17 protein-coding genes are annotated in these 18,405 nt (G+C 68.1%); 11 read left to right on the top strand and 6 right to left on the bottom strand.

Annotated features, from left to right (window positions below):
• Positions 1-8: 8 nt before the first annotated feature.
• The 3 genes from A5782_RS09995 to A5782_RS09985 are packed head-to-tail and all read right to left on the bottom strand — an operon-like array spanning position 9 to position 2,538.
• Positions 9-647 (bottom strand): nucleoside triphosphate pyrophosphatase, encoded by a 639-nt coding sequence (locus A5782_RS09995; protein WP_067098811.1) that lies wholly within the window; start codon positions 645-647, stop codon positions 9-11.
• Entirely contained in the window at positions 644-901 is a 258-nt protein-coding gene (locus tag A5782_RS09990) for an acyl-CoA carboxylase subunit epsilon (RefSeq protein ID WP_067098808.1), read from the bottom strand. The genes A5782_RS09995 and A5782_RS09990 overlap by 4 nt, the downstream gene beginning before the upstream one ends.
• Positions 898-2,538 (bottom strand): acyl-CoA carboxylase subunit beta, encoded by a 1,641-nt coding sequence (locus A5782_RS09985; protein ID WP_067098806.1) that lies wholly within the window; start codon positions 2,536-2,538, stop codon positions 898-900. The genes A5782_RS09990 and A5782_RS09985 overlap by 4 nt, the downstream gene beginning before the upstream one ends.
• A gap of 35 nt (positions 2,539-2,573) precedes the next feature.
• Between A5782_RS09985 and A5782_RS09980 the strand changes: the two genes are divergently transcribed.
• The 3 genes from A5782_RS09980 to A5782_RS09970 are packed head-to-tail and all read left to right on the top strand — an operon-like array spanning position 2,574 to position 5,515.
• The gene (locus A5782_RS09980; RefSeq protein ID WP_067098803.1) at positions 2,574-4,142 is read left to right on the top strand and encodes an FAD-binding protein; all 1,569 of its coding nucleotides are present in this window, start codon (positions 2,574-2,576) and stop codon (positions 4,140-4,142) included.
• Positions 4,143-4,159: 17 nt separating this feature from the next.
• Positions 4,160-4,987 (top strand): biotin--[acetyl-CoA-carboxylase] ligase, encoded by an 828-nt coding sequence (locus tag A5782_RS09975; protein WP_067098798.1) that lies wholly within the window; start codon positions 4,160-4,162, stop codon positions 4,985-4,987.
• Between the two features lie 9 nt (positions 4,988-4,996).
• Positions 4,997-5,515 carry a PH domain-containing protein gene (locus A5782_RS09970; RefSeq protein ID WP_067098793.1) on the top strand — a complete coding sequence of 173 codons (519 nt, stop codon included), beginning with the start codon at positions 4,997-4,999 and terminating at the stop codon, positions 5,513-5,515.
• On the opposite strand, the gene A5782_RS09965 is transcribed toward A5782_RS09970, so the two are convergent.
• Positions 5,470-6,129, bottom strand: coding sequence for a GtrA family protein (locus A5782_RS09965; protein WP_067098788.1), 660 nt, complete (start codon positions 6,127-6,129; stop codon positions 5,470-5,472). The two genes, A5782_RS09970 and A5782_RS09965, sit on opposite strands and share 46 nt — an antisense overlap.
• Before the next feature lie 110 nt (positions 6,130-6,239).
• Between A5782_RS09965 and A5782_RS09960 the strand changes: the two genes are divergently transcribed.
• The 8 genes from A5782_RS09960 to A5782_RS09925 all read left to right on the top strand — a co-directional run bounded on the left by A5782_RS09960 (position 6,240) and on the right by A5782_RS09925 (position 16,190).
• Positions 6,240-7,568 carry a 5-(carboxyamino)imidazole ribonucleotide synthase gene (locus A5782_RS09960; protein WP_082942858.1) on the top strand — a complete coding sequence of 443 codons (1,329 nt, stop codon included), beginning with the start codon at positions 6,240-6,242 and terminating at the stop codon, positions 7,566-7,568.
• Entirely contained in the window at positions 7,565-8,083 is a 519-nt protein-coding gene (purE, locus tag A5782_RS09955) for a 5-(carboxyamino)imidazole ribonucleotide mutase (RefSeq protein WP_067098781.1), read from the top strand. The genes A5782_RS09960 and purE overlap by 4 nt, the downstream gene beginning before the upstream one ends.
• Positions 8,084-8,107: 24 nt before the next feature.
• Positions 8,108-9,277: an acyl-CoA dehydrogenase gene (locus tag A5782_RS09950; RefSeq protein WP_067098777.1), complete on the top strand. Its 1,170-nt coding sequence runs from the start codon at positions 8,108-8,110 to the stop codon at positions 9,275-9,277.
• 248 nt (positions 9,278-9,525) lie between these two features.
• Positions 9,526-10,671, top strand: coding sequence for a PP2C family protein-serine/threonine phosphatase (locus A5782_RS09945; protein ID WP_156623873.1), 1,146 nt, complete (start codon positions 9,526-9,528; stop codon positions 10,669-10,671).
• Positions 10,668-12,269 carry a CHASE3 domain-containing protein gene (locus tag A5782_RS09940; protein ID WP_067098770.1) on the top strand — a complete coding sequence of 534 codons (1,602 nt, stop codon included), beginning with the start codon at positions 10,668-10,670 and terminating at the stop codon, positions 12,267-12,269. The genes A5782_RS09945 and A5782_RS09940 overlap by 4 nt, the downstream gene beginning before the upstream one ends.
• Positions 12,266-12,715, top strand: a complete 450-nt coding sequence (locus A5782_RS09935; RefSeq protein WP_067098765.1) for a response regulator — start codon at positions 12,266-12,268, stop codon at positions 12,713-12,715. The genes A5782_RS09940 and A5782_RS09935 overlap by 4 nt, the downstream gene beginning before the upstream one ends.
• A 352-nt stretch (positions 12,716-13,067) precedes the next feature.
• On the top strand, positions 13,068-14,174 hold the full coding sequence (gene pstS / locus A5782_RS09930; RefSeq protein ID WP_067098759.1) for a phosphate ABC transporter substrate-binding protein PstS: 1,107 nt from the start codon (positions 13,068-13,070) through the stop codon (positions 14,172-14,174).
• A 21-nt stretch (positions 14,175-14,195) separates the two neighbouring features.
• Positions 14,196-16,190 (top strand): serine/threonine-protein kinase PknD, encoded by a 1,995-nt coding sequence (locus tag A5782_RS09925; protein ID WP_067098754.1) that lies wholly within the window; start codon positions 14,196-14,198, stop codon positions 16,188-16,190.
• 4 nt (positions 16,191-16,194) lie between these two features.
• Here A5782_RS09925 and A5782_RS09920 read toward each other — a convergent pair whose 3' ends face one another.
• Together A5782_RS09920 and A5782_RS09915 are read right to left on the bottom strand one after the other, a co-directional pair.
• Positions 16,195-17,400 carry a CaiB/BaiF CoA-transferase family protein gene (locus tag A5782_RS09920; protein ID WP_067098749.1) on the bottom strand — a complete coding sequence of 402 codons (1,206 nt, stop codon included), beginning with the start codon at positions 17,398-17,400 and terminating at the stop codon, positions 16,195-16,197.
• Between the two features lie 14 nt (positions 17,401-17,414).
• Positions 17,415-18,338 carry a class I SAM-dependent methyltransferase gene (locus A5782_RS09915; protein ID WP_067098746.1) on the bottom strand — a complete coding sequence of 308 codons (924 nt, stop codon included), beginning with the start codon at positions 18,336-18,338 and terminating at the stop codon, positions 17,415-17,417.
• Between the last annotated feature and the right edge of the window lie 67 nt (positions 18,339-18,405).

Raw genomic sequence — 18,405 nt, 5'->3', positions numbered from 1 at the left:
GCCTACCGTCAGGGCTGGTTCGCGGCCCACAGCGCGGACACCGACAGCCCGACCCGCCCCAGCAGAGACCGCAGCAGCGGCAGGCTGACGCCGATCACGTTCGACGGGTCGCCGTCGATGCCGTCGACGAACCAGCCGCCCAGGCCGTCCAGGGTGAAGCCGCCGGCCACCTGCCACGGTTCTCCGTGGGCGACATAAGCCCGCACGTCCACGTCCGATGGTTTGGCGAAATGAACTGTAGTACAACGTGATTCGATTTCACGGTGGGTAGTGACACCGTCGCGCAGCCGCAGCAGGCAGTGCCCGGTGTGCAACTCGCCGGAACGACCACCCATCAGGCGCCACTGGCTCGCGGCGGCCTCGGCCGATCCCGGTTTCCCGCACAGCCGGCCGTCGAGAGACAACATCGAATCACAGCCGATGACAACGCAACTGGCCGCGACGCCGGCGTCAAGCTCGCGAACGACCTGTTCGGCCTTGGCCCGGGCGAGGGCGCACACCACGTCGCCGGGCGACGCGTTCGGGCCCAGCGCGGCGGCGACGGCGTCCTCGTCGACGCCGGAGACCACGACCAACGGATCGATGCCGGCCTGGCGCAGGACTTTGAGCCGGCCGGTGGAGGCCGACGCCAGCACCAGGCGGGTCAATGCCTCATGTGCGTCATTTGCTGGAACGTGAGCCGCTGATAGTTGGACATCGCGAAACGCAGCCGGTCGACCGGCAGGCCCCAGCGGGTCTGCTCGGGCTGTTCGGACTCCGGTGCGCCGCCGGCGACGGAGGCGAGCGCGGCCACCAGCGCGGCCACCTCCTCGTCGGTGGGGTGACCCTTGAGTATCTGGATGTGCGGCTCGTCCGCCGGGGACGCGGTTTCAGTTGTCGCGGAACCGTTTTCGTCGCTCATAGGGGTATGTTCCCGTGCTTCTTGGGGGGCAGGTGGGAGATCTTGCGTTCCAGCAGCCGCAGCGCCGTTCCGATGTAACCGCGGGTGTGCGACGGCGGGATCACCGCGTCGACGTAGCCCCGCTCCGCGGCGACATAGGGGTTGACCAGGGTGTCCTCGTACTCCTGCTGCAACTGCAGCCGCAGCGCGTCGACGTCCTTGCCCTCCTTGGCCGCCTCGCTCAGCTGCTTGCGGTAGACGAACCCGACGGCACCGGAGGCGCCCATCACGGCGATCTGCGCCGACGGCCACGCCAGGTTGACGTCGCAGCCCATGTCCTTGGAGCCCATCACGCAGTAGGCGCCGCCATAGGCCTTGCGGGTGATGACGGTGATCTTGGGGACCGTGGCCTCGCCGTAGGCGAACAGCAGCTTGGCGCCGCGGCGAATGATGCCGTTGTACTCCTGGCCGGTGCCGGGCAGGAAGCCCGGGACGTCCACCAGCATGATGATCGGGATGTTGAAGCAGTCGCAGGTCCGCACGAACCGGGCCGCCTTCTCCGAGGCGTTGATGTCCAGGCAGCCGGCGAACTGGGTCGGCTGGTTGGCCACGATCCCGACCGGGCGGCCCTCGACGCGGCCGAATCCGACGACGATGTTCTGCGCGTAGCCGCCCTGGACCTCCAGGAATTCGTCGTCGTCGAGGATCCGGGTGATCACCTCGTGCATGTCGTAGGGCTGGTTGGGCGAGTCCGGGATCAGCGTGTCCAGCTCGAGGTCCTCGTCGGTGAGGTTGTCCTCGATGGCGCCCGGGGGATGCGGCTCGGCGTAGCGGGGCGCGTCGGTGGCGTTGTTGGGCGGCAGGTAGCTCAGCAGGTCGCGAACCCAGTCGAAGGCGTCCTGCTCGCCGGAGGCGACGTAGTGCAGGGTGCCCGACTTGGCCATGTGGGTGTGGGCGCCGCCCAGCTCCTCCATGGTGACGTCCTCACCGGTGACGGTCTTGATGACGTCCGGCCCGGTGATGAACATCTGGCTGGTCTGGTCGACCATCACCACGAAGTCGGTCAGGGCGGGGGAGTACACGTGCCCACCGGCGGCGGCGCCCATGATCAGCGAGATCTGCGGGATGACGCCCGACGCCAGGATGTTGTTCCGGAAGATCTTGCTGTACAGGCCCAGCGAGACGACGCCCTCCTGAATCCGCGCGCCGGCGCCGTCGTTGATGCCGATCAGCGGGCGGCCGGTCTTGATGGCCAGTTCCTGGATCTTGACGATCTTCTCGCCGTACACCTCGCCGAGGCTGCCGCCGAACACCGTGGCGTCCTGACTGAAGATGCACACGTCGCGGCCGTCAATGGTGCCGTAGCCGGTGATCACGCCGTCGCCCAGCGGCCGGTTGTTCTCCAGGCCGAAGTTCTTGCTGCGGTGGCGTGCCAGCGCGTCGAGCTCCACGAACGAGTCCTCGTCGAGCAGGGCGAGAATGCGCTCGCGGGCGGTCAGCTTGCCCTTGGCGTGCACCTTCTCGACGGCCTCTTCACCCACCGGGTGCAGCGACTCTTCCCGGCGCTTGTGCAGCTCGGCCAGCTTGCCCGCGGTGGTGTGGATGTCGATGGTGTGCTCGGCAGCGGGTTCCGCAGTGTGGTCGGTAACGCTCGTCATGGGAGTCGAGCTTAGCCGCGCGGTACTGTCCGCTGATGGACGCCCGCCCGTTGGGAACCGCGGACTGGGCGGCCGAATGCGACGTGCTCGTGGCGGGGTCCGGCGGCGGCGGGGTGACCGGTGCGTACACCGCGGCCCGCGAGGGCCTCGACGTGCTGCTGGTCGAGGCGACGTCGAAATTCGGTGGCACCACCGCCTACTCCGGCGGGGGCGGCGTCTGGTTTCCGTGCAATCCCGTGCTGGTCCGCGCCGGCACCGACGACACCATCGAGGACGCGCTCACCTACTACCGCGCCGTGGTCGGTGACCGCACCCCCCGCGAGCTGCAGGAAACCTTTGTCCGCGGCGGCGCCGGGCTGATCGAGTACCTGGAGGCCGATTCGAATCTGAAGTTCGTGCCGTTGCCCTGGCCCGACTACTACGGCAAGACGCCGAAGGCGCGCCTGGACGGTCAGCGCCACATCGCGGCCAAGCCGCTGGCGGTGGCCGCCGCCCCCGAATTCCGCGAGGTGATCCGGGGGCCGCTGGACACCGACCGGCTCGGCGCCGAACCCCCGTCCGATTACTACCTCGGGGGTCGTGCCCTGATCGCGCGGTTCCTCAAGGCGATCGGGCAATACCCGACCGCGTCGCTGCAGCGCGACAGCGCCCTGGTCGAGCTGGTGATGGCCGACGGTCGCGTCACGGGCGCGATCGTCGAGACCGCCGGCGAGCGCCGCGCGATCCGCGCGCGCCGGGGGGTGCTGCTGGCCGCCGGGGGCTTCGAAGCCAACGAGGAGTTGCGCCGGCGCTACCGCGTGCCGGGAACATCGCGAGACACCATGGGCGGCCCGGGCAGTCGCGGCCTGGCGCTGCAGGCCGGCATCGCCGCGGGCGCCGACACCGACCTGCTGGACCAGGCCTGGTGGTCACCGGGCCTGACCCATCCCGACGGTCGCTCGGCGTTCGCGCTGTGGTTCACCGGCGGCATCTTCGTCAACCAGGACGGCAACCGGTTCGTCAACGAGTCGCGAGCCTACGACCGCGCCGGCCGCGAGATCATCGCGCAACTGCAGGACGGGTCAATCACGTTGCCGTACTGGATGATCTACGACGACTCCGACGGCGAGGTGCCGCCGGTGAAGGCGGCCAACGTCACCATCGTCGAGACCGAGAAATACGTCGCCGCCGGCCTGTGGCACACCGCGGACACCCTCGAGGAACTCGCCGAGAAGATCGGTGTGCCGGGGCAGAACCTGGCGGCGACGGTGGCCCGGTTCAACGGCTTCGCCGCCGCCGGCGTCGACGAGGACTTCGGCCGCGGCGACGAGGCCTTCGACCGAGCCTTCTCGGCGGGCGCGTCGCCGCTGGTGCCCATCGACTCACCGCCCTATCACGCCGCCGCCTTCGGCATCTCCGATCTGGGCACCAAGGGCGGTCTGCGCACCGACTCCGCGGCGCGGGTGCTCGACGTATCCGGCAAACCCATCCGCGGCCTGTACGCGGCGGGCAACACCATGGCCGCACCCAGCGGCACGGCGTATCCCGGCGGGGGCAACCCGATCGGAACCAGCATGCTGTTCAGCCATTTGGCCGTGCTGGACATGCGCGACCCGCACCCCTGAGTTCTAGGCTGGGTGCGGTGACAGAACGAGATCGGCTTCGAGCGCCCCTGGACGGCGGCGCGTTGCGCGCCGAGTTGATCGGCACCGGGCTGGGCTGGCGCAAGCTCGAGGTCGTCGAGCAGACCGGCTCGACCAACGCCGACCTGCTGGCGCGCGCCGCGGCGGGCGACGACGTCGCCGGTGCCGTGTTGATCGCCGAGCACCAGACCGCGGGTCGCGGCCGGCACGGCCGCGGCTGGTCGGCCACGCCGCGGGCCCAGATCACCATGTCGGTCGGGGTCAGCGTCGTCGACGTCCCGACCGCCGGGTGGGGCTGGCTGCCGCTGGCCACCGGGGTGGCGGTGGTCGACACCGTGACGCCGTTGCTGGCGGGGACCGGGGCCCAGGCGGGTCTCAAGTGGCCCAACGACGTGCTGGCCGGCCCGCCGGATTCGCCGGGCAAGCTGGCCGGAATCCTCGCCGAGGTGGCAAAGCCCGTCGTGGTAATGGGCTTGGGGCTCAACGTGACTCAGTCCGCCGACGAGATCGACGGCCCCGGCGCGACGTCGCTGCTCGACCTGGGTGTCGCCGCGCCGGACCGCACCCGGCTGGTGTCCGCCCTGCTGCGAGAGCTGGGGCGGCGGATCGTGGCCTGGCGCGCCGCGCGCGGGGCCGACTGGGCGCTGGCCGCCGACTACCGGGCCCGCAGCCTGACCATCGGCAACCGGGTGCGCGCGCACCTGCCCGGCGGCAAGCAGGTCGACGGGACCGCGAGCGCGATCGACGACCAGGGCAGGCTATGCCTGGAAAGTGGCGGGCAGACCGTCGTCGTCGCGGCCGGCGACGTGGTGCATTTGCGGGGCTAATGTCAGTCCATGGGCTACCCGGATAACGTTCTGGCCGCCGGCGAACACGTCATCGTGCACCGCCACCCGCACTGGAAACGGCTGATCTGGCCGGTGCTGGTTCTCATCCTGGTGACCGGACTGGCCGCGTTCGGCTCGGGATACCTCAACTCGACGCACTTTGAGCAGCTCGCCAAGAACATCATCTACGGCGTCATCTGGGGGATCTGGCTGGTGATCGTGGGCTGGCTGACGCTGTGGCCATTCGCGAGCTGGCTGACCACCCATTTCGTGGTGACCAACCGGCGGGTGATGTATCGGCACGGGGTGGCCACCCGCACCGGGATCGATATACCGCTGGCCCGGATCAACAGCGTGGAATTCCGCGACCGGATCACCGAGCGCATGTTGCGCACCGGGACGCTGATCATCGAATCGGCGTCACAAGATCCGTTGGAGTTCTACGACATTCCGCGGCTGCGCGAGGTGCACGCGCTGCTGTATCACGAAGTCTTCGACACCTTGGGTTCCGAGGAATCGCCCAGCTGACCCAGGCGGCCGGCCCGGTTGCGCCAGGCCCGCAGCAGCGTGACGTTGCCACCTTCGATCTCGTCCTCGAAGATTTCGGCGATACCGCCGGCGGTAAGCGCGGATTCCAGGGCCTTCTCGGGGTCGCGGGCGAACTGGTCGGGAAACACCCAGCGCCGAAACGCCCAGAACCGGAACGCCATCTGCAACAAGTTGCCGATGAGGTAGGCCGAGATGAAGTCGGCGATGTTCTCCACCGCCAGCGACACCGTGGGCTCGCGCAGCTGCAACACGTAGCTGGAGAACCACAGCGGTGCCATGGAGAGCAGCACCCCCACGCCGCTGAACGCGAAGAACAGCAGCGCCTCGTGGTGACGCTCGCGCCCGCCGCGATTGCGGAAGCTCCATTCCCGGTTCAGCACGTAGGACGCGATGACCGCGACAATGCCGGCGATCACCTTTGCGGTCACCGGTTTGGATTCCAGAATTGTCAGCTTCAGCGTGTAGAAAATCACCGAGTCGATGACAAAAGTGGTTCCGCCGACGATGGCGAATTTGATCAGTTCGTGGTGGCGTAGCAAATAGGGCTGCATAACCCTAGGCAGACGCGAAATCGTGGCTTCGGCGAAGGACACAACACGTCAGTGTACGGACGGACACAAATTCGACGCAAAATTGTACGTAACAATTCGGTGTCGGCCCCGGTCAACACGCCTTTAGCGCCGGTGTGTTTCCCCGTGACACCATGATGGCCGTGCCGAGTACACGCCCGCCGGGCGAAGCCCCCCTCCGAGCGGCCCCCGCGGCCTCCCGTACCGCCTCCCGCGCCGTTCCCGTCGTCGCGATGGTCGGCGGCGGTCAGCTCGCCCGAATGACCCACCAAGCGGCGATCGCCTTGGGGCAGACGCTGCGGGTGCTGGCCACCGCCGCCGACGAGCCGGCCGCGCTGGTCGCGCCCGACGTCGTCATCGGTTCGCACACCGAAATCGAAGACCTGCGCCGGGTGGCGGCGGGCGCCGACGTGCTGACCTTCGACCACGAACACGTGCCGAACGAACTGCTGGACAAGCTGGTCGCCGAGGGCGTCAACGTGGCGCCGCCGCCGCAGGCGCTGGTGCACGCGCAGGACAAGCTCGTCATGCGCCGGCGGCTCGACGCCCTCGGCGTCCCGGTGCCCCGCTATGCCGAGATCGGCAGCCTCGACGAACTCGACGCCTTCGCGCGCCGCATCGCCGGCCCCGTGGTGGTGAAAGCGGTCCGCGGCGGTTACGACGGGCGCGGGGTGCGGATGGCGCGCGACCCTTCGCACGCCCGCGAGATCGCGGCCGCCTTCCTGGCCGACGGGGTCCCGGTGATGGCCGAGGAGCAGGTGAAGCTTCGCCGCGAACTGTCGGCCCTGGTGGCACGGTCACCGTTCGGTCAGGGTGCGGCGTGGCCGGTCGTCGAGACGGTGCAGCGAGACGGGATCTGCGTGCAGGTGATCGCGCCCGCGCCGGAGCTGCCCCGCGAAAAGGCCGCGGCCGCGCAACAGCTGGCGCTGCGGCTGGCCGCCCAGCTCGGCGTGGTCGGGGTGCTCGCCGTCGAGCTCTTCGAGACGGCGGGACCTTCCGGCGGCGAGCTGCTGGTCAACGAGCTGGCGATGCGGCCGCACAACTCCGGGCACTGGACCATGGACGGATCGCGCACCAGTCAGTTCGAGCAGCACCTGCGCGCGGTGCTGGACTACCCGCTCGGCGATACCGACGCCATCGCACCGCTGACCGTGATGGCCAACGTGCTGGGCGCCGCCAACCCGCCGCGGATGAGCGTGGACGAGCGGCTGCACCACCTGTTCGCGCGGATGCCCGACGCCCGCGTCCACCTCTACGGCAAACAAGAACGGCCCGGCCGCAAGGTCGGGCACATCAACTTCGTCGGCTCCGGGCCGGCGGACCGGAAATACGTCGCGAAGCTGCGGGAACGCGCCGAGCTGGCGGCACACTGGTTGTCACACGGGCAATGGAGCGACGGATGGGATCCACATGGCGCCGGCGACGATGCAGAGCAAAGCGATGGGGAGGAGCGGCGAAAATGACCGAGAGACCGCCTCGGGTCGGTGTGATCATGGGCAGCGACAGCGACTGGTCGGTGATGCAAGACGCCGCGGCGGCGCTGGCCGAGTTCGACGTGCCGGCCGAGGTTCGGGTGGTTTCGGCGCATCGCACCCCGCAGGTGATGTTCGACTACGCGCGTGACGCTGCCGGGCGTGGTCTCGAGGTGATCATCGCCGGGGCCGGGGGAGCCGCGCACCTGCCCGGAATGGTCGCGTCCGCGACGCCGCTGCCGGTGATCGGTGTGCCGGTGCCGCTGGAGCGCCTCGACGGCCTGGACTCGTTGCTGTCGATCGTGCAGATGCCCGCGGGCGTGCCGGTGGCCACGGTCTCCATCGGCGGAGCCCGCAACGCCGGACTGCTGGCCGTGCGCATCCTCGGCTCGTCGGACCCGGCGCTGCGGGCGCGGATCGTCGACTTCCAGGAACAGCTGGCGCAGAGCGTCCGGGCCAAGGATGAGGCGCTGCAGCAACGCCAGGGTAAAGTTACCGGCGAGTAGCAAGGCGAATAGGAGGCTCTCAAGATGGCTGGATGGGCGGGAAACCCCGACTTCGATCTGTTCCAACTGCCCGAGGAGCACACCGAGTTGCGGGCCGCGATTCGCGCGCTGGCGGAGAAGGAGATCGCTCCGCACGCCGCCGACGTGGACGAGAATTCCCGCTTCCCCGACGAGGCGCTTGCGGCGCTGAACGCCTCCGGGTTCAACGCCGTGCACGTGCCCGAGGAGTACGGCGGGCAGGGCGCGGACTCGGTGGCGGCGTGCATCGTGATCGAGGAGGTCGCCCGCGTCGACACGTCGGCGTCGCTGATTCCCGCGGTGAACAAGCTGGGCACCATGGGGCTGATCCTGCGCGGCTCCGACGAGCTGAAGAAGCAGGTGCTGCCGTCGATCGCGGACGGCTCGGCGATGGCGTCCTACGCGCTGAGCGAGCGGGAGGCAGGCAGCGACGCGGCGGCGATGCGGACCCGGGCCAAGGCCGACGGGGACGACTGGATTCTCAACGGCGCCAAGTGCTGGATCACCAACGGCGGCAAGTCGAGCTGGTACACGGTGATGGCCGTGACCGATCCCGACAAGGGTGCCAACGGCATCTCGGCGTTCATGGTGCACCGCGACGACGAGGGCTTCACCGTCGGGCCCAAGGAGCGCAAACTCGGCATCAAGGGCTCACCGACCACCGAGCTGTACTTCGAGAACTGCCGCATCCCGGGCGACCGGATCATCGGAGACCCCGGCACCGGCTTCAAGACCGCGCTGGCGACGCTGGACCACACCCGGCCCACCATCGGCGCCCAGGCGGTCGGCATCGCCCAGGGCGCGTTGGACGCCGCCATCGCCTACACCAGGGATCGCAAGCAGTTCGGCCGTCCGGTCAGCGACAACCAGGGTGTGCAGTTCATGCTCGCCGACATGGCCATGAAGGTCGAGTCCGCCCGGCTGATGGTGTACCACGCGGCCGCCCGCGCGGAGCGAGGCGAATCCCACCTGGGCTTCATCTCCGCGGCGTCCAAGTGCCTGGCCTCCGACGTCGCGATGGAAGTCACCACCGACGCGGTGCAACTGTTCGGCGGCGCCGGCTACACCCTCGACTTCCCCGTCGAGCGGATGATGCGCGACGCCAAGATCACCCAGATCTACGAGGGCACCAATCAGATTCAGCGCGTGGTGATGTCGCGTGCGCTGCTGCGCTGATCGTTTTCCGGCGATGCTGTTGCGGGAAGCCGAACCGCACCGCTTAGGATCTCCACTCGGTGCGTGAAGTCCACACCGACAGTCGGTAAACAGCCACCGACTCACGTCCGACCACCGTCACAGCGCACAGGGCTTATCGCGGCAAGGGGGTCTGCGGTGCAGAACGTGACGTCCGATGCTCGTCCACAGATGGCCGGCAATTGATACCGACGCGCGCTCCGGTCGCACCTGAGGCGAGTTGGCAGTCATTGTCGTTGCTATTGGTCGAGGACGACCGCGCGGACGCGGTGCTGGTGGAAGAACTGATCAGCGACGCGGTGGCCGATATTCGGGTGGTGTGGGCGCAGTCGATGGCGCATGCCGAACGCGAGCTCGAGTCCGCCCGGCCCGACTGTGTGCTGTTGGATCTGCACCTGCCCGACGCCAGCGGGATCGACGCGTTGAACCGCATCGCCAACCGCGATGCCACCGTTCCGATCGTGGTGCTGACCGGCCTGAACGACGAGTACTTCGGGGCTTCGGCGGTCGCCGCCGGTGCCCAGGACTACTTGGTCAAGGGCCGGGTCGAGCCGGAAATGCTGCGCCGCGCGCTGCTGTACGCCATCGAGCGCAAGCGCGCCGAACTCATCGCCGCCGATCTGCACGCGACGCAGCTGCGAGCCCGGGAGAACGCGCTGCTGGAACGCGGCCTGCTGCCCTCCCCGCTGCTGCTGGACAATCCGGGCGTCGACATCGTGGCCCGGTACCGGCCGAGCCGCGAAGACGCTTTGCTGTGCGGGGACTTCTACGACGTGGTCCAGACGCCCGACCGGATCGTGCACGTGCTGATCGGCGACGTCGCCGGGCACGGCCCGCACGAGGCGGCGCTGGGCGCGGCCCTGCGGATCGCGTTTCGCGCGCTCACCTTCGCCGGTGTGCACGGCGTCGAACTGATGCGCCAGCTCGAACGGGTCTTGTATTCGGAACGCACCGCCACCGGGATTTTCGCGACGGTGCTCAGCCTCAAGATCTCGCCTGAAAGCCCACGGGTCGGCGTCATCCGCGCCGGCCATCCCGGGATGCTGTTGCAGGCCGGCGGAACCGTGCAGTGGCTCGAGCCGCCGGGCGGCCCGGCACTGGGCCTGTGCGCGGGCGACTGGCCGTCCGAGGAGCTGGAGCTGCGCGCGGGTGAAGGCCTGCTCTTGCTGACCGACGGACTCTACGAGGGATATTCGGGTGAGGGCACGCAACGACTGGGCGAGGACGGCCTGCTTGCCCTGGCCCGCTCGCACGCGGACCGCCCCGGCCCGGCGTTCGTCGACGCGCTGATCAACGGTGCCCAGGAACTCGCGCAGCCGCGCGGCGGCCTTACCGATGACATCGCCGTCCTGCGTCTCGAGAGGACTACCACGTGACGGCACTGCGTCCGATTCGGTTGACGGAGCTCACCGTTCGGGGATGGCTGGCACTCGTGTTGTGGATCATGGGCGCGACGGTGCTCGTCGGCGCGCTGATCGGTGCGGCGTTGCTGCATCGCGCCGACGAGGTGTCGCGCGAGATGGCCGCCGGGATTCAGCCGGCGCGGGTCGCGGCGGCCCGCCTGCAGGCGGCTCTGCGTGACCAGGAGACGGGTCTGCGTGGGTACCTGATCTCCGCTGACCGGCAGTTCCTCGCGCCGTATTACGACGGGCAGCGCGCCGAACAGGCTGCCGCCGAAGAGATTCGGCGATTGGTGGGCGGGCGCGCGCAGGTGATCGCCGATCTGGACGCCGTCGAAACGGCGGCCGCGGACTGGCGGACCAGCTATGCCGAGCCGCTGATCACCAACGTGGCCCCCAAGACGCCAAGCGTCATCGGGCCCCGCACGGCCGACCTGGGCAAGAGCAAATTCGACCATCTCCGCGAGCTTTTCGATACGCAGAACACGCACCTGGCGGTGGCCGCTGCGGCGGCTACCGACGAACTCAACGAGATCAACAGCTGGCGCGACTGGGTGCTGGGCGCCACGGTGCTGATCGTCATTGGGGCAGCCCTGGTGCTGGGCTTGCTCAGTCGGTCCGCGATCACCCGGCCGATCGCGGCGCTGGCCGCGGCCTGCCGCAGGATCGCCGAGGGCAATTTCGACGTCACCATCTCGGCTCCCACGCGGCCCAGAGACATTCGGAACATGGCGATCAACGTGGAGAACATGCGCAAGCGCATGGTCGAGGATCTCGGGCTGTCGCAAAGCGCCCAGGCGCAGCTTGATGAGCAGGCCGCCGAATTGCGCCGCTCCAACACCGAACTCGAGCAGTTCGCCTACGTCGCCTCCCATGACCTGCAGGAGCCTCTGCGCAAGGTCGCCTCGTTCTGCCAGCTGCTGGAAAAACGCTACGGCGACAAGCTCGACGAGCGCGGCATCGAATACATCGGCTTCGCGGTCGATGGCGCCAAGCGCATGCAGGCGCTGATCAACGACCTGCTCACCTTCTCCCGGGTCGGCCGGCTGGGCACCACCGAAACCGAGGTGAAGCTCGACGCGACGCTGGATGCCGGCCTGGCCAACCTGGCCGTCGCGATCGAGGAGACCGACGCCGAAATCGTGCGTCCGGCCCAGCCGCTCCCGCAGATCGTCGGGGATCCGATGCTGCTGACGATGCTGTGGCAGAACCTCATCGGCAACGCAATCAAGTTCCGGCACAAGGACCGTCGCCCCCGCATCGCCATCGAATGCTCGCCGGGCAGCGGCACGCACGACGGCGAATGGGTGCTGAGCGTGGCGGACAACGGCATCGGCATTCCGGAGGAATTCTCCGACAAGGTCTTCGTGATCTTCCAGCGGCTGCACGGCCGGGATGTGTACGCCGGCACCGGAGTCGGCCTGGCGCTGGTCAAGAAGATCATCGAGCATCACGGCGGCACCGTCCGGATCGACACGTCCTACACCGACGGGACCCGATTCGAATTCACCCTGCCCATGCCCGAACCCGTCGACGAAACAGACTCGGTCGCTTTGGAAGGAGCGCATCAATGACGACACCAGAAGGCAGAGCAATCGACATCCTGCTCGTCGAGGACGATCCGGGCGACGAGCTCATCACGCGAGAAGCGTTCGAACACAACAAACTCAAGAACAGGCTGCATGTCGCGCACGACGGCGAGGAAGGCCTCAACTACCTCTACCGGCGCGGTGAGTTCGCTGACGCGCCGCGGCCCGACCTCATCCTGCTCGACCTGAATCTGCCCAAATACGACGGCCGCCAGCTGCTGGAAAAGGTCAAGTCCGATCCCGATCTGGCTCGCATCCCGGTCGTGGTGCTCACCACCTCCTCGGCCGAGGAAGACATCCTCAAGAGCTACAAGCTGCACGCGAACGCCTACGTCACCAAACCCGTTGATCTGGACCAATTCATGAAGGCGGTCCGGCAGATCGACGAGTTTTTCGTTCAGGTGGTGCGGCTGCCGGGCAACGGCGCCTGATCGCGTGGCGTCCGCCGCGATAGCCAGGTGATCAGCCATCCGAGCATGATCAGCAGCAGGAACACGGTCAGTTAGCCGGCCGCGCCGTATGGCGGTCGCCGGCCGACCCCAGCGGCAGGCCCGTGCCGCCGCCAGTGGCGGCCGAAACCGGACCCGCGGCTGCGCTGTGTTCTCGACGACCCATCACCCACGCATGCTACGTGGCGGTGCTTGGCAAATAGCCGCCGCACAGGTACCTCTTATTAAAAGTCAAGGGTTTGTATATTCACGATTGATTAACTTTTGTGGTCCCCTGGATAGCAGCCGGCGGCGAGCCCTGCGCATCCGCCGCCGCGATGTGCGAAGGAGTTGCGTGAGGTTCCCTCGATATGGCGCCGCGTTGGGTCTGGTGGCCGTCACCGCGCTGGCGCTGACGGGGTGCGGCGGCAACTCGAACTCCTCGGGCTCCGGCGCCAAGTCGGCGCCGGTGGACTGCGGCGGCAAGAAGGTGCTGAAAGACAGCGGCTCGACCGCGCAGCAAAACGCGATCGAGCAGTTCGTCTACGCCTACGTCCGGGCCTGCCCCGGCTACACGCTGGATTACAACGCGAACGGGTCCGGCGCCGGCGTGACCGAGTTCGTCAACAACCAAACCGACCTCGCCGGTTCCGATGTCCCCCTTGACCCGTCCACGGGTCAGAACGACCGGGCGGCGCAGCGGTGCGGTTCGCCGGCCTGGGATCTGCCCACGGTGTTCGGGCCGATCGCGGTCACCTACCACCTGACCGGTGTGAGCGGGCTGAAACTGGACGGGCCCACCGTCGCGAAGATCTTCAACGGCGCCATCACCAAGTGGGATGACCCTGCACTGAAGGCCATCAACTCGGGCCTCAACCTGCCGTCGACTCCCATCGCGGTCATCTTCCGCAGTGACAAATCCGGTACCACGGCGAACTTTCAGAAGTATTTGGACGGCGCGTCCAACGGCGCGTGGGGCAAGGGCTCCAGCGAGACGTTCAACGGCGGGGTCGGACAGGGCGCCAGCGGGAACAACGGCACGTCGGCGCTGCTGCAGAACACCGAGGGGTCGATCACCTACAACGAGTGGTCGTTCGCGGTGGGCAAGCAGCTGACCATGGCGTCGATCATCACGTCGGCGGGCCCGGACGCGGTGCCGATCACCAAGGACTCCGTCGAGAAGACGATCGCCGGTGCGACCTTCAGCGGGCAGGGCAACGACCTGGTGCTGGACACCTCGTCGTTCTACAAGCCGACGCAGTCCGGCGCGTACCCGATCGTGCTCGCGACCTATGAAATCGTCTGCTCGAAGTACCCGGACGCGGCCACGGGCGCGGCGGTGAAGGCGTTCATGCAGGCCGCGATCGGTCCGGGCCAGGACGGTTTGGACCAGTACGGTTCCATCCCGCTGCCCAGCGCGTTCACGGCGAAGCTGTCGAGCGCGGTCAATGCGATTTCCTGACGATGCCAAGGAGGCTCGAGGGTGAGCGATAGCGGGCCTGCCTCGCGGGTCGGGTCCTGGTTCGGCCCCTACCGGCTGGTGCGACTTCTGCGCCAGGGCGGCATGGGTGAGGTGTACGAGGCCGAGGACACCCGCAAGCGCCGCATGGTGGCCCTGAAACTCATCTCCCAGCAGTTCACCGGCAACTCGGAGTTCCGTGCGCGCCTGCAGCGCGAGGCCGACATCGCGGGGCGGCTGACCGAACCGCATGTGGTGCCGATCCATGACTACGGCGAGTTCGATGGGCGCTTCTACGTGGACATGCGCCTTGTCGACGGCGTCGATCTGGGCACTCTGTTGCACCGGGACGGGCCGCTGGCCCCACCGCGGGCGATCGCCATCATCCGCCAGGTCGCCGCCGCGCTGGACGCGGCGCACGCCGCCGGCGTGACGCACCGCGATGTCACACCGGGCAACATTTTGGTCACCCCCAGCGACTTTGCCTACCTGGCGGATTTCGGCATCGCGCGGGCCGCGACCGATCCGGGGCTGACCCAGGTCGGGACCGCGATCGGAACCTATTACTACATGGCCCCGGAACGATTCACCGACGACGAGGTCACCCATAGCGCCGACATCTATTCGCTCGCATGTGTTTTGAGTGAGTGCCTGACCGGATCACCGCCCTACCGGGCGGAAACCGTCGAACGGCTGGTCGCCGCGCATCTGACGAAGACGGCCCCGCCGCCCAGCCAATTGCGCCCCGGCGCGATTCCGCCCGCCTTGGATCACGTGATCGCCAAGGGCATGGCCAAACGTCCCGAGGAGCGCTACCGCACCGCAGGCGAATTCGCCGCCGCCGCCCATGAAGCGTTGACCGGATCCCAGCAGCTGCAGGCCAGCACGATTCTGCGCGAGGGGCAGAGCGCGGCGCTGGGCGCGGCTGCCAACGATCAGCGCGTGGCGCGCGAGCCGGGTTCGTTCGCGTCGGCACCGAGCGCCGACACCGTGGCGGGTCCGTGGCCCTCGGGGGGCAGCGGTGCGAACAGGAGCGAGCGGTCCGGCTCTGGGCCGTCGCTGATCCGCGCCGCCCCCACGACTTCCGGCCGCTCTTATGGACCCCGTCCGGACGTCGGGCGTCCCGCCGTGCCGAACGACAACAAACGTAAGCAGTGGATCATCGTCGGCGCCATCGCCCTGGTCGCGCTGGTCGCTTTCGTCGTGGCGGTCGTCAGCTACCTGTCCACCGAATCGTCGGGGCCGTCGAAGCAGGCAAGCGGTCAAAGTGTGTTGCCGTTCAACGGCATTGACTTTCGTTTGTCTCCGGGCGGGGTGACGCTGGACAGCGCCGGCAATGTCTATGTGACCAGCGAGGGCATGTACGGCCGGGTGGTGAAGCTGACGACCGGTTCGAACGCCACGACGGTGCTGCCGTTCAACGGGCTCTACGAGCCACAGGGCTTGGCCGTCGACGGCGCGGGCACGGTGTACGTCGCCGATTTCAACAACCGGGTGATCAGCATAGCCGCGGGCTCCAACAGTCAAAAGCAGTTGCCGTTCACCGGCCTGAACTACCCCGAGGGCGTCGCGGTCGACAGCCAGGGCGGCGTGTACGTCGCCGACCGCGGCAACAGCAGGGTGGTGAAGCTGGCGGCCGGATCCAACACCCAGACCGTGCTGCCGTTCAACGGGCTCAACAATCCGGACGGGGTGGCCGTCGACCCCGCGGGCAACGTCTACGTCGCTGACACCGACAACAACAGAGTCGTGAAGCTCGACGTGGCGTCGAATACCCAGTCGGAGTTGCCGTTTCATGACCTGTCCGTGCCATGGGGCATCGCGGTGGACAACAGCGGCACCGTCTATGTCACCGAGCACGACAAGAACGACGTGGTGAAGTACCCGCCGGGCGCGACCGCCGCGACCGTCCTCGGGTTTACCGGACTCAACACTCCCTTGGCGGTGACGGTCGACAAGGATGGCAACGTCTACGTCGCCGACCGCGGGAACGACCGGGTGGTCAAGCTCACGCCGTGAGGACCTACGGCGTGGGCTGCGGCGCGCCCAGGTACTCCTCGGTGTGCTGCCCGAGGGCCGGTGGAGGCTCGGTGGCCCAGCCAGCCGATAAGGCGTCGAAGCTCAAATAGCGTGCCGGAGTGCGGATTACCGTGACTTGCTCCGGGCCCTCGCCGACCGGCAGGGCGAGTTCGTTCTCGGCGAACAGCGCGGTGCCGACCACCTGCTTCCAGGTGTAGGCGTGGCACGCCATCAGCCCGCCCTCTTGTAGCAGCCGGACCCATTCGTCGGCGGTCTTGGCGGCCAGCGCCTTCTCGAGTTCTTCGGTCAGCTCGGGATAGTTGAGTGCCCGCGCGCGCTGATCGATGAACCGCTCGTCGTCGCGCAGGTCTGGCCGGCCGATGATCTCGCACAGCTTGTCCCAGTGCTTGGGCACATACGCGCTGATCACCAGGTAGCCGTCGGCGGCCTTGAATGCGTCCGACGGTTGGGTGGCGAAACCAACACCCTTGCGTCGCTTAGGTTTTAGTGTCGAGTCCGGCTTCGGGGCGTCGGTTGGCTTGTTCAGGTGGATGGTCAGCTGGCTGGCCTGCAGGCTGACCGCGACGTCATACATGGCGACCCGCACGACATCGGCGACTCCATGGCGCTCACGGTTGAGCAGCGCGGCCAGCACGGCCTGGGCCAGCACGTGCCCGCTGGCGGCGTCGACAAGCTGGAACGGGATGATCTGGGGCTTGCCGGTGGGAGTGGGCATCCCGGTCGTCATGCCCGACTCGGCGGCGACCATGAGGTCGACGCCCGGCCGGCTGCCCTCCGGGCCGTTGCCGCCGTAGGCGGAAAGGCGCGCGTAGATGAGTTTGGGATTGCGCGATTGCAGCTGCTCGGGACCCAGGCCCATGCGTTCCATCACCCCGGGCCGAAAGCCTTCCAGCACAACGTCCGCCGTATCGACCAGCCGCAGGATCTGCTGCTTGGCCTCGTCGCTGCGCAGGTCGGCCATCACCGACTTCTTGCCCCGGTTGTGGGGCAGGAACAAGGTGGCCAGCGGTGGGCGTCCGGGCAGGACCGCCGTGATGTGCCGGGCGGCCTCACCGAGGGGCGCCTCGATCTTGATGACTTCGGCGCCCAGATCGGCCAGCACCTGTCCGGCCATCGGCCCGGCGATGTTCTGGGTGAAGTCGAGCACCCGGTAACCGTCGAGTGGCTTGGCGGGCTTGCTGTTCGGCATCGTATTGCCTTCCTTTAACCTGCCCTGTGCAGCACCGCTGTGCAGTAGTAGTTCTGGGCGAAGGGCGCATCGGGATCCGTGGACTGCAGCGGTAACCCGTTGTTGGCCAACAGCTGGTTCAGCGGTGTGCGAACCGGCTGCCAGCCCAGGTGCTGCAGATAGGTCGCCACGTCGTTGCGCTCGCCGGGGAAGCCCAGTTCACCCAGCGCGATGTCGAGGCCGTTGCGCCGCCATTTCTCGCTCGCGGCGTTCAACGCGTCCCCGTTTGTCCCCGTGTTCGCGAAGACCTCAACCATCAGCTGACTGCCGTCGGCGGACAGGGCGGTGATGTTGTCCAGCAAGCGGTCCTGAGCTTCGGGCGGCAGGAAGCCGACCAGTCCCTCGGCCGCCCAGGCGGCCGGCCGGGCGGTGTCGAAGCCGGCCTGCCGCAGCGCCGACGGCCAGTCGTGGCGCAGGTCGATCGGAACGGCGCGCACTTCGGCGGTGGGTTCGGCGCCGAGTTCGGCGATGGTGGCGGCCTTGAACTCGAGGACCTGCGGCTGGTCGATCTCGAACACGGTGGTGCCCCGCGCCCACGGCAGCCGATAGGCGCGCGCGTCCAGGCCGGAAGCCAAGATGACCACCTGCCGGATGGCCCCATTGTTCTGGGCCCCCGCCTCGGCGAAGAACGCGTCGATGTAGCGGGTGCGGGCGGCCATCATGTCGGTCATGCGTTGCATGCCCCACGGGGCGTCGGGCTCGTCGACGTCGGCGGAGTCGAGCTCACCGGCGGCCCACCGGGTCATGAAGTCGACGCCGACCGCGCGCACCAGGGGCTCGGCGAACCGGTCGTCGATCAGCCCGTCTCGGGTGGCCCGGGCCCGTCCGGCGGCCACCATGGTGGCGGTCGCTCCCACGCTGGTCGACAGGTCCCAGGTGTCGTCGTCGGTGCGCGCCATCGTGGAAATCCTTCCGGTCTACTGGTTAGCCACCATAACTACCAGCGCCGAGGCCCCGGTCACGAGG

Source organism: Mycobacterium sp. 852002-40037_SCH5390672 (genome assembly GCF_001665875.1).
Lineage (GTDB): Bacteria > Actinomycetota > Actinomycetes > Mycobacteriales > Mycobacteriaceae > Mycobacterium.
Note: the sequence above shows the minus strand (reverse complement) of the source record. Positions and strands in the feature narration are given on the sequence as shown.

Excerpts from the sequence above, each read along its gene's own strand:
- A5782_RS09990 (WP_067098808.1), bottom strand. The coding sequence starts at position 901 with ATGAGCGACGAAAACGGTTCCGCGACAACTGAAACCGCGTCCCCGGCG.
- A5782_RS09985 (WP_067098806.1), bottom strand. The coding sequence starts at position 2,538 with ATGACGAGCGTTACCGACCACACTGCGGAACCCGCTGCCGAGCACACC.
- A5782_RS09980 (WP_067098803.1), top strand. The coding sequence starts at position 2,574 with ATGGACGCCCGCCCGTTGGGAACCGCGGACTGGGCGGCCGAATGCGAC.
- A5782_RS09970 (WP_067098793.1), top strand. The coding sequence starts at position 4,997 with ATGGGCTACCCGGATAACGTTCTGGCCGCCGGCGAACACGTCATCGTG.
- A5782_RS09960 (WP_082942858.1), top strand. The coding sequence starts at position 6,240 with ATGATGGCCGTGCCGAGTACACGCCCGCCGGGCGAAGCCCCCCTCCGA.
- purE (WP_067098781.1), top strand. The coding sequence starts at position 7,565 with ATGACCGAGAGACCGCCTCGGGTCGGTGTGATCATGGGCAGCGACAGC.
- A5782_RS09950 (WP_067098777.1), top strand. The coding sequence starts at position 8,108 with ATGGCTGGATGGGCGGGAAACCCCGACTTCGATCTGTTCCAACTGCCC.
- A5782_RS09935 (WP_067098765.1), top strand. The coding sequence starts at position 12,266 with ATGACGACACCAGAAGGCAGAGCAATCGACATCCTGCTCGTCGAGGAC.
- A5782_RS09920 (WP_067098749.1), bottom strand. The coding sequence starts at position 17,400 with ATGCCGAACAGCAAGCCCGCCAAGCCACTCGACGGTTACCGGGTGCTC.
- A5782_RS09915 (WP_067098746.1), bottom strand. The coding sequence starts at position 18,338 with ATGGCGCGCACCGACGACGACACCTGGGACCTGTCGACCAGCGTGGGA.